16 protein-coding genes are annotated in these 16,649 nt (G+C 72.2%); 9 read left to right on the top strand and 7 right to left on the bottom strand.

Annotation, left to right across the window (positions count from 1 at the left end):
• The first annotated feature begins 43 nt into the window (after positions 1–43).
• The 4 genes from BEP24_RS01250 (at position 44) to atzF (ending at position 7,989) form a co-directional block, all read left to right on the top strand.
• Positions 44–1,738, top strand: coding sequence for a cytosine permease (locus BEP24_RS01250; RefSeq protein WP_083229979.1), 1,695 nt, complete (start codon positions 44–46; stop codon positions 1,736–1,738).
• Positions 1,735–2,451, top strand: a complete 717-nt coding sequence (locus BEP24_RS01245) for a GntR family transcriptional regulator (RefSeq protein ID WP_065959447.1) — start codon at positions 1,735–1,737, stop codon at positions 2,449–2,451. Before BEP24_RS01250 ends, BEP24_RS01245 begins: the two co-directional genes overlap by 4 nt.
• A gap of 91 nt (positions 2,452–2,542) precedes the next feature.
• Positions 2,543–6,202: an urea carboxylase gene (gene uca / locus BEP24_RS01240; protein WP_065959445.1), complete on the top strand. Its 3,660-nt coding sequence runs from the start codon at positions 2,543–2,545 to the stop codon at positions 6,200–6,202.
• Between the two features lie 38 nt (positions 6,203–6,240).
• A complete protein-coding gene (gene atzF / locus BEP24_RS01235; protein WP_065959443.1) occupies positions 6,241–7,989 on the top strand; it encodes an allophanate hydrolase in 1,749 nt (582 codons plus the stop codon).
• A gap of 66 nt (positions 7,990–8,055) precedes the next feature.
• Here atzF and BEP24_RS01230 read toward each other — a convergent pair whose 3' ends face one another.
• Complete coding sequence (locus BEP24_RS01230; protein ID WP_065959440.1) at positions 8,056–8,250, bottom strand: hypothetical protein; 195 nt, start codon at positions 8,248–8,250, stop codon at positions 8,056–8,058.
• Positions 8,251–8,550: 300 nt separating this feature from the next.
• Here BEP24_RS01230 and BEP24_RS01225 point away from each other — a divergent pair, with 300 nt between their 5' ends.
• A complete protein-coding gene (locus BEP24_RS01225) occupies positions 8,551–9,393 on the top strand; it encodes an SDR family NAD(P)-dependent oxidoreductase (RefSeq protein WP_065959438.1) in 843 nt (280 codons plus the stop codon).
• 175 nt (positions 9,394–9,568) lie between these two features.
• On the opposite strand, the gene BEP24_RS01220 is transcribed toward BEP24_RS01225, so the two are convergent.
• Together BEP24_RS01220 and BEP24_RS01215 are read right to left on the bottom strand one after the other, a co-directional pair.
• Entirely contained in the window at positions 9,569–10,198 is a 630-nt protein-coding gene (locus BEP24_RS01220) for a TetR/AcrR family transcriptional regulator (protein ID WP_065959436.1), read from the bottom strand.
• A gap of 9 nt (positions 10,199–10,207) precedes the next feature.
• The gene (locus BEP24_RS01215) at positions 10,208–10,966 is read right to left on the bottom strand and encodes an acetoacetate decarboxylase (RefSeq protein WP_065959434.1); all 759 of its coding nucleotides are present in this window, start codon (positions 10,964–10,966) and stop codon (positions 10,208–10,210) included.
• Between the two features lie 123 nt (positions 10,967–11,089).
• Between BEP24_RS01215 and BEP24_RS01210 the strand changes: the two genes are divergently transcribed.
• Complete coding sequence (locus BEP24_RS01210) at positions 11,090–11,953, top strand: 3-hydroxyacyl-CoA dehydrogenase family protein (RefSeq protein WP_065959432.1); 864 nt, start codon at positions 11,090–11,092, stop codon at positions 11,951–11,953.
• Between the two features lie 132 nt (positions 11,954–12,085).
• On the opposite strand, the gene BEP24_RS01205 is transcribed toward BEP24_RS01210, so the two are convergent.
• Positions 12,086–12,964: a peroxidase family protein gene (locus tag BEP24_RS01205; RefSeq protein WP_216093095.1), complete on the bottom strand. Its 879-nt coding sequence runs from the start codon at positions 12,962–12,964 to the stop codon at positions 12,086–12,088.
• A 150-nt stretch (positions 12,965–13,114) separates the two neighbouring features.
• Between BEP24_RS01205 and BEP24_RS01200 the strand changes: the two genes are divergently transcribed.
• Positions 13,115–13,528 (top strand): VOC family protein, encoded by a 414-nt coding sequence (locus BEP24_RS01200; protein WP_065959429.1) that lies wholly within the window; start codon positions 13,115–13,117, stop codon positions 13,526–13,528.
• A gap of 182 nt (positions 13,529–13,710) precedes the next feature.
• Here BEP24_RS01200 and BEP24_RS17330 read toward each other — a convergent pair whose 3' ends face one another.
• Both BEP24_RS17330 and BEP24_RS01195 read right to left on the bottom strand, forming a co-directional pair.
• Complete coding sequence (locus BEP24_RS17330) at positions 13,711–13,851, bottom strand: hypothetical protein (protein WP_171898688.1); 141 nt, start codon at positions 13,849–13,851, stop codon at positions 13,711–13,713.
• Between the two features lie 61 nt (positions 13,852–13,912).
• Positions 13,913–14,851: an SDR family oxidoreductase gene (locus BEP24_RS01195; RefSeq protein ID WP_065959427.1), complete on the bottom strand. Its 939-nt coding sequence runs from the start codon at positions 14,849–14,851 to the stop codon at positions 13,913–13,915.
• A gap of 151 nt (positions 14,852–15,002) precedes the next feature.
• Here BEP24_RS01195 and BEP24_RS01190 point away from each other — a divergent pair, with 151 nt between their 5' ends.
• Together BEP24_RS01190 and BEP24_RS01185 are read left to right on the top strand one after the other, a co-directional pair.
• Positions 15,003–15,344 carry a DUF3140 domain-containing protein gene (locus BEP24_RS01190; protein ID WP_065959424.1) on the top strand — a complete coding sequence of 114 codons (342 nt, stop codon included), beginning with the start codon at positions 15,003–15,005 and terminating at the stop codon, positions 15,342–15,344.
• Positions 15,341–15,610, top strand: a complete 270-nt coding sequence (locus BEP24_RS01185; RefSeq protein WP_065959422.1) for a hypothetical protein — start codon at positions 15,341–15,343, stop codon at positions 15,608–15,610. Before BEP24_RS01190 ends, BEP24_RS01185 begins: the two co-directional genes overlap by 4 nt.
• 132 nt (positions 15,611–15,742) lie before the next feature.
• On the opposite strand, the gene BEP24_RS01180 is transcribed toward BEP24_RS01185, so the two are convergent.
• Entirely contained in the window at positions 15,743–16,624 is an 882-nt protein-coding gene (locus BEP24_RS01180) for a glycoside hydrolase family 16 protein (RefSeq protein ID WP_083229965.1), read from the bottom strand.
• Positions 16,625–16,649 lie beyond the last annotated feature (25 nt).

The following is a 16,649-nucleotide window of genomic DNA, read 5'->3' as shown; positions in this document are numbered from 1 at the left end:
GGTCTTCACCTCAGCCGTGCACCACCGATCGAAAGGGTTCGCCGTGTCCACTGACGTCGAGGCACCTCACGACGGCACCATCACTGTTCCTGGCTCCTCCGCATCGTCCGACACCCGCGCTGCGACGCGGGAGAGCCTGGAGGACTACACGCTGCGCTTCGCTCCTCGCTCCTACCGGAAGTGGGGCGCAGGAGTCGTCGCGACGAGCGCACTGGGCGGGATCGCGTACCTCGCCGACTTCTCGATCGGCGCGAACGCCGGCATCGCCTACGGGACGACGAACGCGCTGCTGGGCATCCTCGTCGCCGCGGTGGTCATCTTCGTCACGGGGATCCCGCTGGCGTACTACGCCGCCCGGTACAACATCGACCTGGACCTCATCACCCGGGGGTCGGGTTTCGGGTACTACGGCTCGGTGATCACGAACGTGGTCTTCGCCACCTTCACGTTCATCTTCTTCGCCCTCGAGGGGTCGATCATGGCGCAGGGCCTGGAGCTCGGGCTGCACGTGCCGCGGCCGCTCGGGTACGCCGTGTCCACGCTGATCGTCATCCCGCTGGTCGTGTACGGAATGAAGGCGCTCTCGAAGCTGCAGGTGTGGACCACCCCGTTCTGGTTGGTGCTCATGGTGGTGCCGCTGGCCTACCTGCTCGTCTCCGACCCGTCGTCGCTGTCGACCTTCTTCGCCTACGCGGGCAAGGACGGCTCCGGGACCGGGGTCAGTCCCGCATCGGTCATGCTCGCTGCGGGTGTGTGCCTGTCGCTGATCGCGCAGATCGCCGAGCAGATCGACTACCTCCGGTTCATGCCGCCCCGCACCGACGCGAACCGTCGCTCGTGGTGGCGTGCGGTGATCATCGCGGGCCCGGGTTGGGTGGTGTTCGGCGCGTTGAAGCAGGCGATCGGCCTCTTCATCGCCGTCTACCTGATCGCGACGCTCGACCCGGCAGCGTCGGCGACGGCGAACGAGCCGGTGCACCAGTTCCTCGGCGTGTACGAGCGGATGATGCCGGGGTGGCTGGCCATGACGCTCGCCGTGGTCCTGGTGGTGCTGTCGCAGATCAAGATCAACGTCACCAACGCCTACTCCGGCTCGCTGGCGTGGACGAACGCCTTCACCCGGGTCACCCGCACGTACCCGGGCCGGCTCGTGTTCGTCGTCGTCAACCTCGCGATCGCGTTGGCGCTGATGGAGCTGAAGATGTTCGACTTCCTCAACACCATCCTCGGCTTCTACGCCAACTGCGGGATGGCCTGGATCGTGACGGTCGCCGTGGACATCGCCGTCAACAAGTACCTGCTGGGCTTGTCGCCGAAGCACCCGGAGTTCCGCCGCGGCATGCTGTACGCCTGGAACCCGGTCGGGGTGGTGTCGCTCCTGCTCGCCGCCGGCGTCTCGATCGCGGTCTTCTTCGGTGCGTTCGGTCCCGGCGTCGCTCCGTTCTCGGCGATCTTCGCCGTCGCGATCCCGATCGTGGTGACGCCCCTGACGGCGGTGCTGACCCGCGGGCGGTTCTACCTGCGCCGCACCGACGACGGCATCGACCTGCCGATGCTCGACGCCGACGGGAACCCCAGCGGGGAGCTGCTGCGCTGCCACGTCACGGGCCTCGAGTTCGAACGCCCGGACATGCTGCTCTCGGCAGAACGCGCTCCGGACGGGTCGGCGCAGTACATCTCGTCCCTGGCGTTGGCGACGGACAAGACGGGCCGGTACGTCCTGCCGGAGCAGCGATGACCGCCGCGGACGACCGGGCCCCCGCGACGGGTCGGCGGGGGCGTTCCCGCACCGACGTCGTCTACGAGCACCTCCGGGAACAGCTGATGAACGGCCGGTACGCGCCGCGCAGCCGACTCCGCGAGGACGCGATCGCGCACGAACTGCAGGTGTCCCGCACGCCGGTCCGGACGGCGCTGTTCATGCTCCGTGCCGACGGGCTGATCGACAACGACGAGTACGGGTACCGGGTGGTGCTGCCTGACCTGCACCACCTGGCCGAGCTGTACGAGCTCCGCGTCACGATCGAGATGCGCGGCGTGCAGCGCACCGTCGAACGGGAGCTCGCCGGCTACGACTTCGCGCTCCTCGGCGCGGAGCTGGACCGGTGGCGGGAGCTGCGACGATCGCCCCCGTCGCCCACGCCCCAGTTCGTGATGGACGACGAACGCTTCCACGTCACACTGTGCCGCGCCGCCGGGAACGAAGCCCTCGTCGAGGCGCTGGAGAGCGTCAACCACCGCATCCGCGCGGTCCGCATGTACGACTACGTGACCGAAGACCGCATCACCGCCACCATCGACGAACACCTCGCGATCGGTGACCTGGTGGTCGCCGGACACCTCGAGCAGGCCAAGACCGCGCTCGGGGAACACATCGGCGAGTCCATGGACACGGTGATGGCGCGCGCGACGCGCGCGATCACCAACATGGTCACCCGCGGCGTCCTCTGACCCCACCCCGACCGCCGCCCGCGCCGCCGTCGGTCGGCGCGGGCGGCGCCCCTCCTCCGTCTCGCCACCACCCGGGAAGGCAACCACCACCATGCCTGAGCAGCAGCCTGCGTTCGAGAGCGTCCTGATCGCCAACCGCGGGGAGATCGCCCGCCGCGTCATCCGCACCGCGAAGCGGATGGGCCTGCGCACCATCGCGGTGTACTCCGACGCGGACCGTGCCAGCGCCCACGTGCGCGAGGCCGACGAAGCGCACCGCCTCGGCCCGGCCGCCCCGGAGCAGAGCTACCTCGACGTCGACCGCATCCTCGCCGCCGCACGGGCGTCCGGGGCCGGCGCCGTCCACCCGGGCTACGGGTTCCTGTCCGAGAACCCCGGGTTCGCCCGAGCGGTCGAAGCCGCCGGGCTGGTGTTCATCGGACCGACGTGGCAGCAGATCGAGGCGTTCGGACCGAAGCACACCGCCATCGCGATCGCGACGGAGTGCGGTGTGCCCTGCGTGCCCGGGTCAGGACTGGTCGACACCGTCGACGAGGCGGCGACGGCCGCGGAGCGGATCGGCTACCCGGTGATGGTCAAGGCCTCCGGCGGGGGTGGCGGCGTGGGGATCTCCACCTGCTGGAACGAGGCCGACCTGCGGGCAGCGTTCGGGTCCGTGACCCGACTGGCGGCTGCGAACTTCGCCACACCGGGGGTCTTCGTCGAGAAGTTCATCGCCCGTGCGCGCCACCTCGAGGTGCAGGTCTTCGGCGACGGCGACGGGACCGTCCGGATCCTCGGCGACCGGGACTGCAGCCTCCAGCGCCGACACCAGAAGGTCGTCGAGGAAGCCCCCGCCCCGGACCTGCCCGGACACGTCCGCACGCTGATGCACGCCAGCGCGACCGCACTGGCCGAGCACGTCGGCTACCGGTCCGCGGGGACGGTCGAGTTCGTCTACGACACCGACACGCAACAGGTGTACTTCCTCGAGCTCAACACCCGCCTCCAGGTCGAACACCCCGTCACCGAGCAGGTCTTCGACGTCGACCTCGTCGAGTGGATGCTCCGCGTCGGACTCGGCGACACCGGCCCGTCCGGCTTCCTCGCCGGCACCACACCCGTCCCGAACGGTCGTCACGCGATCGAAGCGCGTGTCTACGCCGAGGACCCGGTGAAGCACTACCAGCCCTCCACGGGGCTGCTCACCCGGGTCCGGTTCCCCGACACCGACGGTGCGGAGCGCGGCGACGTGCGGATCGAGACGGGCGTCGAGACGGGCGACGAGGTCTCTCCGGTCTACGACCCCATGCTCGCGAAGGTGATCGTCACCGCCGACGACCGTCGCACCGCCTTCGCCGCCCTGCAGCGCGCCCTGTCGGACACCGAGGTCGCCGGCATCGAGTCGAACCTCGGCCTGCTGGGGGCGATCTGCACCACCGACGCGGTGCTCGACGCGGCCGTGACCACGAACCTCCTCGAGGACGTCTCCGATCCCCGGCCACGCATCGACGTGCTCCGGGGCGGCGCATCGACGACCGTCCAGGACTGGCCCGGCCGGATCGGTCTCTGGCAGGTCGGCATCAGCCCCGGCGGCCCCATGGACGACCGCTCCTTCCGGGCGGCGAACACCGCCGTCGGCAACCCGGAGGGCGCCCCGGCCCTGGAGTGCACCGTCTCCGGACCGGCGCTGCGGTTCACGGAGGAGACCGTCGTCGCCGTCACCGGCGCACCCGCACCCGTCACGGTCGACGGGGTCGCCGTCCCGCAGTGGGAGCCGATCACCGTCCCCGCGGGCGGCACGCTCGACGTCGGCACCGTCCGCGGGACCGGGGTGCGCACCTACCTCGCCGTCCGCGGCGGCCTCGACGTGCCCAGCTACCTCGGCAGCGCAGCCACCTTCGAGCAGGGCCGCTTCGGCGGGCACGGCGGCCGCCCGATCGCCACCGGGGACGTCCTCCGTGCCACCACCACCACGTCGCTGGCCACGCCGACCGTCATCGATCCCGCCGCCCGGATCAGCACGAGCAGCAGCTGGGAGCTGCACGTCACCGAGGGCCCCCAGCCCGCCCCGGAGTACTTCACCCGGGAGGACGTGCAGCAGCTCTACGACGCCACGTGGACCGTGCACTTCCACGCCGCCCGCACGGGGGTGCGCCTGATCGGCCCGAGACCGACGTGGGCGCGCAGCGACGGTGGGGAGGCCGGCCTGCACCCCTCGAACCTGCACGACAACGCGTACTCCGTCGGCGCCGTCAACTTCACCGGCGACACCCCCTCCGTCCTCGGCCCGGACGGGCCGAGTCTCGGCGGGTTCGCGTGTCCGGTCACCGTGGTGAGCGCGGACCGCTGGAAGCTCGGCCAACTCCGCCCCGGCGACACCCTCCGGTTCGTCCCCGTCGACAGCACCCAGCTGCCCGCGATCGCCGAGGCGAACCGCACGAACACCGTCTTCACGCCGACCCTGAGCCGTCGCGACGACGACGACGGCGTCCTGGCCGCCCTGCCCGCCATCGGGACGACGCCGGCGGTGGTGTACCGGCGCGGCGGCGACGACAACGTGCTCGTCGAGTACGGGCCGATGACGTTGGACCTCGGCCTGCGCATGCGGGTCCACGCCCTGATGCAGGGCCTCCGGGAGGCGGCGCCGGCCGGGCTGGTCGACCAGACGCCCGGCGTGCGGTCGCTGCACCTGCACGTCGACCCCGCGGTGCTGCCGATCCGACGCCTCGTCGACCTGCTGGTCGAGATCGAGCAGCACCTGCCCGCCACGGACGACCTCGTCGTCCCGAGCAGGGAAGTGCACCTGCCGCTCTCGTGGGACGACCCGACCGTCGCCGAGGCGATCGCCCGCTACGGCTCCCTCATCCGCGACGACGCCCCGTGGAACCCCTCGAACATCGAGTTCATCCGCCGCGCCAACGGGCTGGAGACCACCGACGACGTGCAACGCATCGTCACCGAGGCCGAGTACATGGTCCTCGGACTCGGCGACGTGTACCTCGGCGCCCCCGCCGCCGCGCCGCTGGACCCCCGGCACCGACTCCTGACCACCAAGTACAACCCGGCCCGGACCTGGACGGCAGAGGGAACCGTCGGCATCGGCGGCACGTACATGTGCATCTACGGCATGGACAGCCCCGGCGGCTACCAGCTCGTCGGGCGCACCGTCCCCATCTGGGCCGGCCTCCGAGCGCGACGGACGTCCTTCACCGACGGACACCCCTGGCTGCTGCGGTTCTTCGACCGCATCAGGTTCCACCTCGTCAGCCCCGACGAACTCACCGACCTGCGCGCCGAGATGGCAGCGGACCGGCTGCAGCTCGACATCCGCCCCGGCGAGTTCTCCCTCCGGCAGCACCAGGAGTTCCTCACCCGACACGCCGCGGACATCGAGGCGTTCCGCGCCCGTCAGGCCGCCGCGTTCGAGACCGAGCGCCTCGCGTGGGAAGCCGCCGGCGAGTTCGCACCGCGCGACGACGGAGCGGCCGCTGCGACGACCACGGACGACGTGTACAGCCGCCTGCCCGACGGAGCGACCGTCGTCGAGGCACCGATGGCCGGGGCCGTCTGGCGGGTCGACGCCGCCGCGGACGACGTCCTCGACGACGGCGCGGACCTGCTGGTGCTCGAGGCGATGAAGATGGAGACACCGGTCCGGGCGCCGCACCACCTCACCGTGCTGGAACTGCTCGTCGCCCCCGGGGACACCGTGGCGGCGGGCCAGCCCCTCGCCGTCGTCACCGCAGCCGACGTCCACGCCGACGTCTGACCACCGGCCAGCGCCCCGAAACGGAGACGACCCGCACCATGAGCACCACCACTCCCACCTTCCGTCCCACGGCCGCCGCTCCCACGCCGGACCCGGTCGCCCGCGTCACCGCGGCCTACGAGCGGATCGCGTCCGTCGACCGACCGGAGGTCTGGATCACCCTCCGGGACCGGGACGACGCGCTGGCCCGGGCACGCACCGTGCAGGAACGCCTGGACACGGTCGGTGCCGAACGCCTCCCGCTGGCCGGCACGGTGATCGCCGTCAAGGACAACATCGACGTCGCGGGACTGCCCACGACGTGCGCAGCACCGTGGACCGGGTTCGTCCCCGACGAGAGCGCGACGGCCGTCGCCCGCCTCGAGGACGCCGGTGCGGTCGTGATCGGCAAGACCAACCTCGACCAGTTCGCCACCGGTCTCGTCGGTACCCGCAGCCCCCACGGCGTCGTCCGGAACGCGTTCGACCCGGGACTCGTGTCCGGCGGGTCCAGTTCCGGGTCGGCGGTCGCCACCGCGCTCGGCATCGTCGACGCCGCCCTCGGCACCGACACGGCAGGGTCCGGTCGGGTCCCGGCCGCGTACAACCGGCTCGTCGGCATCAAGCCGACCCTCGGACTGGTGCCCGCTCGCGGCATGGCCCCTGCGGCTCCGTCCTACGACACCGTCACGGTGTTCGCTCCCACCCTCGCCGTCGCCGAGCACGTCGCCGCCGTCATCACCGGGGTCGATCCGCTCGACCCCACCAGCCGTGCGTGGGACCCGGCTGCTCCCGCCGCCGCGCCGCCCACGTCGCGGCTGGCGATCGCGCGGGAACCGGACCTCGCGCCGCTCAGCCCCGCGTGGCGCGCCAGCTACGACCAGACGCTCGAGGTGTTGCGCGCCGCCGGCGCGGAACTGGTCGAGACGGACATCACCCCGCTGCTGGACGCTGCGAAGCTGCTCTACGACGGTGCGCTCGTCGCCGAGCGCACGTACGCCGTCGGCCACCACCTCGACGCCGACCACGGATCGGGGGACCCGAGCGTGACCGCGATCATCCGGGGCGGGCACGGTCCGAGTGCCGTCGACCTGGTGGCCGACCAGCAGACCCTCCGGCGCGCGGCCCTGACCGCTCGGACACTCCTCGGCGAGGTCGACGCGCTCCTGCTGCCCACCGCGCCCGGCCACCCGAGCATCGCCGACGTGCAGGCCGACCCGATCGGCGTGAACTCGTGGGTCGGGACCTTCACCAACTTCGTCAACCTGCTCGACCTCGCGGCGATCGCGGTCCCCGGAGCCGAGGCCGACGGCCGACCCTTCGGCGTCACGCTCATCGGTCCGGCCTTCTCCGACGCAGCCCTCGCCGACCTGGCCGACCGGTTCCTCCTGCACGAGACGGGGCGATCTGCGCCGTGGCGTCCGCCGACGATCGACATCGCCGTGTTCGGAGCCCACATGAGCGGACAACCCCTGAACCGGCAGCTCACCGACCTGGGTGCCGTCCACGCCGGACCCGCGGTCACCGCGCCGCGCTACCGCCTCCACGCCCTCCCGACGACGCCGCCGAAGCCCGGCCTGGTCCGCGTGCACGACGGCGGCGCCGCGATCACGGGGGAGCGGTGGTCGATCCCCGCCGCACGCGTCGGCACCTTCCTGACGCAGCTCGTCGCGCCGATGACCGTGGGCGTCGTCGAGCTCGGGTCCGGCGACACGGTCCTCGGCTTCCTCTGCGAACCGCTCGCGACCGTCGACGCACCGGACATCACCGACGCGGGGTCCTGGAGGTCCCACCTCGCGGCGCGGTAGGACCCGCGACGCGCGACGGCCGGGGCGGCGGCGACACGCCCCCCGCCCCGGCCGACGTGCGACGCGTCACCAGTGCACGTGCCACCCGATCGAGTTGTTGGTCGAGCCCCCGTGCGCCGACTCGGCGTGGGCGGTCGTCGGGGTCGCGGGCCCGCCGAGTGCAGCCGTCGCCGCGACGGCCACCGCCGCGGCGACGAGGCCGATCCGGGGCACGAGCGCCCCCAGGGACGAGAGGGACGGGGTCGAGGTCGAGGTCGTCATCAGGTTCTCCTCCGGACGGACGGACGGACGGACGGACGGTCGGATGGGCGGACGGTCGGATCGGACAGGAACGGATCCGACCGAGCAGTGCAGGCCGCACCGCCTCGCGAGACGATCGTATGGCGAACCCTGCATCGCGAGCCCTGAGAACCCGACCAGCCGCCGGCCGTCCGCGCCGCCAGGACGGCCCGCAGCCGGGACGCGTGGCAGGGTTGACCTGTCCGTCGAGCGCGCGGCTCCGGGTGGTCGACGCCGACCGGAGCCGACCGCCACCGCACGTCGTCACGCACGAGGAGACCCATGTCCCGCAAGACCATCGTCATCACCGGGGCCAGTGACGGCATCGGTGCCGCCGGCGCACGTCAGCTCGTCGCGGACGGGCACGACGTCGTGGTCGTCGGCCGTTCAGCCGACAAGACGCGCGCTCTCGCGGAGGAACTGCACGTGCCGTTCCACCTGGCCGACTTCGCCGAGCTGGAGCAGGTCCGCACCCTCGCCGCGGCGCTCCGGTCCGAGCACGCCCGCATCGACGTGCTGGTGAACAACGCCGGCGGGATCTTCGGTGACCGGGCCCGCACCGCGGACGGGTTCGAGAAGACGCTCCAGGTCAACCACCTCGCCCCGTTCCTGCTGACGAACCTGCTGCTCGACACCCTCCTCGACAGCCACGCGACCGTGGTCAACACGTCGAGCATCGCGGCACGGCTGTTCGGCCGGATCGACCTCGACGACCTCGGCAACGAGCGGCGGTACTCGTCGAACAAGGCCTACGGCGACGCGAAGCTGGCGAACGTCCTGTTCACCAAGGGACTGCACCGGCGCTTCCACGCCGACGGGCTGTCCGCCGCCGCGTTCCACCCCGGGGTGGTCCGCACCAACTTCGCCGCCGACACGACGAGCCTCATGCGCTTCGTGTACCGCACCCCGCTCGCCCGCGTGTTCGGCTTCATCGGCCCCGAGGCCGGCGCGGCGCCGATCTCGCAGTTCGCCGAGGGGGAGCCCGGCGTCGACTGGACCTCCGGCGAGTACTACGAGAAGGGCGTCGTGGCGCGGACCAACCCGCAGGCAGCCGACCCTGCCCTCGCCGCAGGACTCTGGGAGCGGAGCGCCGCGATGGTCGGACTGGCGTCCTCCGGACGCTGACCCGGCGACGCCGGGGCCGGACCGGTGACGGGTGACCGGTCGTCGGGGCCGACACCCGTGAGCGGGACGGACGCCGGGACGGACGGGAGGCGCGGTGCGGGCCCGCACCGCGCCTCCCGTCCGTCCTCCGGTCACCGACCGAAGCCGTCATCGCGGCGGCGCGCAGGCGGCGCCGTCAGCGCTGCGGGACCGGTTCCGTGAGGCCGAGGATGCAGCCCTCCACCGCCGCGATGCGGACGCGCTCGGTGTCGTCGTGCAGGACGCTCTGGCTGACCGCGCCGACGTGCGCGGCGACGACGGCGCGGGTGAACAGTGCCGGGTCGACGGTCGGTCGTCGCCCGATCCGCGCGAGGCTGCCGACGAGCAGCGGCTGCAGGGTGTCGTGGAAGTGGTCGGTGTGCTCGCGCAGCAGCCGGTTCAGCGCCTCGTCGTGCCGCGCGCGGGTGATCAGCACCGAGCGGATCGCGTACCACTTCTCCTCCGGCGGGAGCCCCGACACGACGCCGCGGACGACGTCGTCGATGGTCGGGTCGTCGGCGGTCTCGGCGCGCTCGAGCACGCCGCTGAGCAGCTCGAACACCAGGGCCGCCTGCTGCTCGTACACGGCGAAGAAGAGCTCGTCGACACTGCTGAAGTTCGAGTAGAACGCGCCGCGGGTGAACCCCGCGCGGCTGACGACCGCCTCGACGCTCACCGCCGTGGTGCCGGTCTCGTCGAACACCGCCTCGGCGGCCGCGACGAGCTGCGCCCGGGTGCTGCTGCGCCGTCGGACCGGTCGCGCGGCTGCCGGAGGGGGAGTGCTCATGCGTCCACGCTACTGAGCCGTCGGCGGCACCGCGGCGAGGTAGTCGTGGACGGGCCGGACCGGGGCCAGGGTCAGGTCGGTCAGGACGTGCGACGCGCTCACGACCTCGAGGACGGGCAGGTCGGCCATCGGTGCCATGACGTGCTCGAAGAGCTGCAGTCGCGCCGGTCCGGTCCAGGCCTCCTTGACCGTGACGTCGGTGATCTCGGTGCGCACGAGGTGTGCGGCCCGCAGGCCCTGGGTGAAGACGTCGGGCACGAACTTCACCATGAACGTCGGCACCGCGATCTGCGCCCGCGCCTCGTCGAGGTCGAGCGGTTCCCACTCGTACGCCATCGTCGCGGTCGCCACACGCTCGGCGCCGCGGTCGAGCGTCCCGACCAGGGCGCCCTCGTCGACGCGCAGCCGCGGGGTGCCGAGCACCTTCGGGTACGCGCTGAGCTCGCGGCCGGAGACCGTGGCGGCGAAGTTGTCGAGGTACATGGCGTGCAGGTACTCGCCGTGCTCGCCGTCGTGGGTGACCTGGATCGCCTGCCCGGACTCGACGTAGGGGCCGTAGCCGTCGACCTCGCCCATCTTCATGACCTCGAACCGGACGAGGGGCTCCTCGACGACCAGTGGTTCGGGCACGACCGCGCGGAGCGCCTCGGGGTCGGTGCGGTAGACGACGTTGAGGTACTCGCGGTCCCGGAAGCGCGTGGCGCGCAGCGGGTACACGGGGGCGGTGAGCGGGGTGGTGCCGCGGCGCAGCGCGTCGAGGGGATCCATGGGTCGTCCTTCCGATTGCAGTACAGATCGTATCGAGTACAGTCTGTATCGAGAGGTCCGGAGTGACAAGTCCCGGGCCCCATCCGTCCCCACGAGGGACCCCGCACCCGAGAGGAAGCCCAGATGGCGTACCAGCTGCCCGCAGACCACCGGTCCCGCCCCGTCGCCGTGATCGGAGGCGGCACGCTCGGCCGCCGCATCGCGCTCATGTTCGCGAGCGGGGGTGCCGAGGTCCGCGTCCACGACCGCTCCGAGCAGGTCCGGGACGACGCGGTCGCCTACGTCGAGGCCACGCTGCCCGAGGTCGTCGCGGCGCGGGACGGCGCGGTCGCCGGTTCGGTCCGCGGTGACGGCGACCTCGCCTCGGCCGTCGAGGGCGCCTGGCTCGTCGTCGAGGCGATCCCCGAGCGCCTCGACCTGAAGACGCCGCTGTTCGGACAGCTCGACCGGCTCGTCGCCGCCGACACGATCCTCGCCACGAACTCGTCGTCGTACCCGTCGCGGCTCGTGGTCGACGAGGTCGAGCACCGCGAGCGGGTCCTCAACGTGCACTTCTCCATGCCGCCCCAGCAGAACGCCGTCGACCTGATGAGCGACGGTGAGACCAACCCGGGGATCATGACGTTCCTGCAGGAGCACCTGCCCCGCTACGGCGTCTTCCCGTTCGTCGCGCGCCGGGAGTCGACCGGGTTCATCTTCAACCGGATCTGGGCGGCCATCAAGCGCGAGTCGCTGGCGGTCGTGGCCGACGGCGTCTCGACACCCGAGGACGTCGACGCCATGTTCCGGATCAACTCGGGTGCCCCGGCCGGGCCGTTCCGGATGATGGACCAGGTCGGTCTCGACGTCGTGCTCGACATCGAGGACCACTACGCCGCCGAGGACCCGCACCTGCCGGAGGGGCCGCGTCGGCTGCTGCACGAGTACGTCGACGCCGGGCACCTCGGCGTGAAGACCGGTCGGGGGTTCTACCGCTACGACGACTGAGCCGCGGCCGCCTCCGCCTCCGCGTCCGCGGCCGCGGGCGCGGGCGCGGACGAGGACCTGGACCGGTGAGCCGACCGCGAGCGGTCGCGGACGGGAGGCGTGGCACCGGACCGGCACCGCGCCTCCCGTCCGTCAGTCGACCACGGTCAGACCGACGGTCGCCCGCTCAGGCCGCCATCGGACCGGAGCGGCGGTGCCCGCGCGGACGTCGAAGCGGTCGAGCATCATCACCTTGTGCCAGACCGCGACGAAGGCGCGGACGAACCGCTCCTGGCCGTCGCTGCCGGCGTCGACGTCGGCGACGGCCCGCAGCTGCGCGTTCGACCCGAACACCAGGTCGGCGCGCGAGGCCGTCCACCGTGCCTCGCCGGACGCCTGGTCCCGGCCGGTGAAGGGCGTGGCCGCGTCGTCGTCCTTCGTCCACACCAGCGCCGTGTCGGTCAGGTCGACGAAGAAGTCCGTCGTGAGCACGCCCACCCGGTCGGTGAGCACGCCCGTGTCCGAGCCGTCCCAGTTCGCGCCGAGCACGCGCAGTCCGCCGGTCAGGACGGTCCACTCGGGTGCCGTCAGCGTGAGCAGGTTCGCCCGGTCGAGGAAGACCGCCTCGGGCGCGACGCCCGCCGCGAAGTCGTCGTACCGCGGGGAGACGAAGTTCCGGAAGCCGTCGGCGACCGGGCGGAGCCACTCGAACATCTCGACGTCGGTGCGGTCCTGCGTGGTGTCGACCCGACCCGGCGTGAACGGTACGGTCGTCTCGGTGCCGGTGGCCCGTGCCGCCTGCTCGACGCCGACGCACCCGGCGAGCACGACGAGGTCGGCGAGCGAGACCTGCCGACCGCCGGAGGTGCGGGCGAAGTCCGCCTGCACGCCACGCAGGGCCTCGACGACGGGGACGGTCCGGCGGTTGACGGCCCAGTCCTTCTGCGGGGCCAGGGCGCGCTTCGCTCCGTGACTGGGAGGAGCACGTGAGGCCGGCCGCTCGGCGCTGTGGATCCGGCCACGAGCGAGCACCCGCCGGGCGTCCACAGGGCCCCGCCGGGCACCCGCCGGGCGTCCGTCGGGCACCGGCCGCGCACCCGCCGGACTTCCGCCGGCGGCGACGACCTGCCAGCATGGTCCCCACCGGACGACGACGTCCGTCAGACCCGAAGGGACCCCGCCGTGTCCGTCACGCTCAACCCGTACATCGGCTTCCGCGACCAGGCCCGCGAGGCCCTCGACTTCTACCACCGCGTCTTCGGCGGGGAGCTCAAGACGATGACCTTCGCCGAGGGCGGCATGGTCCAGGACCCGGCCGACGCCGACAAGGTCATGCACGGCCAGATCGTCGCCGAGGACCTGACCCTGATGGCCTCGGACGCGCCCGCGAGCATGCCGACGCCGACCGAGAGCAACATCTCGGTGTCCCTCAGCGGCGACGACGAGGCACGGCTCACCGGCTACTGGGAGGGCCTCGCCGACGGCGCGACCGTCATCGAGCCGCTGACGAAGGCGCCGTGGGGCGACACGTTCGGCATGCTCACCGACCGCTTCGGGGTCACCTGGCTCGTGAACGTCAGCGGCGTCCCGGCCTGAGCGGGCCGGGTCGCGGTCCGCGGGACCACGGGCGGACGGGAGGCGCGGTGCCAGCCGGCACCGCGCCTCCCGTCCGTCGATCGGTGCTGACCACCGACCGGAGCTGACCGACGGTCAGCACCGATCCGCGATCAATGCCGTCCGTCGATCAGTGCTGACCGTTGATCAGTGCTGACCGTTGATCAGTGCTGACCGTTGATCTGGCCGAGCCAGCGACCGAAGGTCGCCTCGTGCTCGTCGTGCAGCACGCGCAGCGTCTTGGTGGTGGGGTTCCAGCGTCGCTCGGTGTCGGCGCCGTGCCCCTCGTGGAGGTCCAGGCTCATGATGTGCTCCTTCGCAGGTCTGTGGATGGTTCGACGCCGGGGGCGGCTCCGGCATTCCCGATCACGGCGTGACCATGCCGCCGTTGACGTTCAGGGTCTCGCCGACGACGAAGCTCGACTCCTGCGAGGCGAGGAACACGTAGGCCGGCGCGAGCTCGGCGGGCTGCGCGGCGCGGCCCATCGGCGACTCGCTGCTGCCGAACTCGGGAAGCGACTCGGGGTCGACACCGCCGCTCGGCTGCAGGACGGTCCAGGTGGGCCCCGGAGCGACGACGTTCACCCGGATCCCGCGCTCCACGAGGAGCTGCGACAGCCCCTTCGAGAAGTTGTTGATCGCGCCCTTCGACGCGGCGTAGTCGAGCCGGTCGGGTGCCGGCTGGTACGCCTCCATCGACGCGGTCGTCGTGATGGTCGACCCGGACTCGAGGTGGGGGAGCGCGGCCTTCACGAGCCGGAACAGCCCGAACACGTTGACGTCGAACGTCGCCTCGAACTGGTCGTCGGTGATGTCGAGCAGGTCGGGCTGCCAGCGCTGCTTGCCGGCGACGCTCACGACCGTGTCGATCCCGCCGAGGTCCGCCACGGCGCGCTCGATCAACTCGCCCGCGTACGCCTTGTCGCGCAGGTCACCCGGCACCGTCACGGCGCGGCGACCGGCGGCCTCGACCTGCTCGACCACGTGGTCGGCGTCGGACTGCTCCTCGGGCAGGTAGGCGAGGACGACGTCGGCACCCTCGCGGGCGAAGGCGATCGCGACGGCCGCGCCGATGCCCGAGTCAGCCCCGGTGATGACCGCACGTCGCCCCTGCAGCCGTCCGGTGCCGCGGTAGGAGCCCTCGCCCAGGTCGGGGACCGGGGTCATCTGCGACTGCAGGCCCGGCTCGTCCTGGGTCTGCGGCTCGGGGGAGACGTTCGGGTAGCGGGTCCGCGGGTCGCCGAACACGAACTGGTCGACGGGTGCTGCCTGGTCGTCGGGCGCGTGCCCGTCCTGCTCGGTCATGCTCGTGTGGCTCCTTCGACGGTGGGTGTTCCGGGGGACACACAACCCGTCCACCCCTGGAAGCACCTGCAGTGGCGTCCGTTGTGCGCACCGTTCCGGGGGACACGGGCTCCTGCGCGGCCGCCCAGGCTGCACGGGCAGCGTGACCGCCATGAGCGACGACCAGCACGACGAGCAGCAGACCCGCGACGACTTCGCCGACGCCGTCAACATGACCGCGTCGGAGCTGCAGCGGTGGCTGGACTCCGACGAGTCGAAGGAGGTCGGGCAGAAGCCGTCGAGCGGCGGCGAGTCCACCGGGCACGAGAGCGGGCGCCACATCGTCCGGATCCTCGAGAAGCAGCAGGGTGACTACACCGACGACGACTACGCGCACATGCGCAAGGTCGTCGGGTACGTGGCCCGGCACAGCAAGCAGGAGCCGAAGGGCGACGCGCACGACTCGAAGTGGCGCTACTCGCTCATGAACTGGGGCCACGACCCCGAGAAGTGAGCACGACCGACCGGGCCGGGCACCGTGCCCGGGCCGCGATCGGGCAGGATGGACTCGTGGACGACTCCGGCATGCCCCGTTTCCGTCGCGTCTGGTCGACGATCCAGGTCGGCGTGCTCGCCGCGGCCGTCGTCTTCTGCGTCGTGATGCTCGTGATCGGCCAGGGCAAGCTCGACCGCGTGTACGCCGTCGCCGCGGTGTTCTTCGGCCTGGCCCTGGTCGGGCACGCGACGTACCTCTGGCTGCTGGCGCGGTCGCGCCGCTGAGGTGGCCGTCCGGGTCCCGCCGCGGAGGCGGCCGCGCGGATCCCGCCGCTGCGGCGGCGGTCAGCCGCCGTCGGCCGTCCTGTGGGCGGGTCCGGTCGTGTGGTCCACGCGACCGCGGGACGGACCGTCCTGCTAGGCGAGCTGCGAGACGCGCACCCAGTCGACGAGCATCTGCTGCGGGAACCGGGTCGTCGCGTCGGGCGACCCCGGCCACGTGCCGCCGACGGCGACGTTGAGGAGCACGAAGAACGGCTTGTCGAACACCCACGGGTTCGCGCCCACGTCGGCACGGGTGACCGTCCGCTGCGCGACCCCGTCCACGAGCCACGTGATCGAACCCGGGCGCCAGTCGACACCGAAGACGTGGAAGTCGTCGGCGAAGGCCGTGCCGGTCGGGTTCGTGTACGCGGCCGACAGGCCGGAGGCGCCGGAGTAGCCCGGGCCGTGCACGGTCGCGTGGACGACCGTCGGCTCGTACCCGACGTTCTCCATCACGTCGATCTCACCGCAGGCCGGCCAGCCGACCTGGCCGATGTCGGCGCCGAGCATCCAGAACGCCGGCCAGATGCCCTGCCCGCGCGGGATGCGGATGCGGGCCTCGACCCGGCCGTACTGGGCGGTGAAGGTGCTCTCGGTCTTCAGCCGGGCGGAGGTGTACGACCCGTCGGCCTCCCGGATCGCCGTGATGACGAGGTTGCCGTTGCCGTCGAGGGCGGCGTTCCGGCGGGAGTCCGTGTAGGTCTCGAGCTCCGCGTTGCCCCAGCCGCCGGCGCCGGTGTCGAAGCGCCAGATGCCGGGGTTCGGGGCGGTCCCGGCGGGGCCGTTGAACTCGTCGGCGGCGAGGAGCGCGGTGGTGGTGCCGGCCGTCGGCGTCGTGCTCGTGGTCCGACGGGTCGCGGCGGACGCGCTGTCGGTCGCGAAGAACGCGGAGCCGGCCACGGCCGCGGTGGCACCGCCGGCGAGGCCGAGGGTCAGGAAGCGACGGCGGTCGAGCGCGTCGTGGTGCTGGGGCATGAGGTGGTCCCTGTGCTGGACCGGA

This window comes from Curtobacterium sp. UCD-KPL2560, from assembly GCF_001705035.1.
GTDB lineage: Bacteria > Actinomycetota > Actinomycetes > Actinomycetales > Microbacteriaceae > Curtobacterium.
The sequence above is the reverse complement of the archived record's forward strand: the minus strand, read 5'-3'. Positions and strand labels throughout refer to the sequence as shown.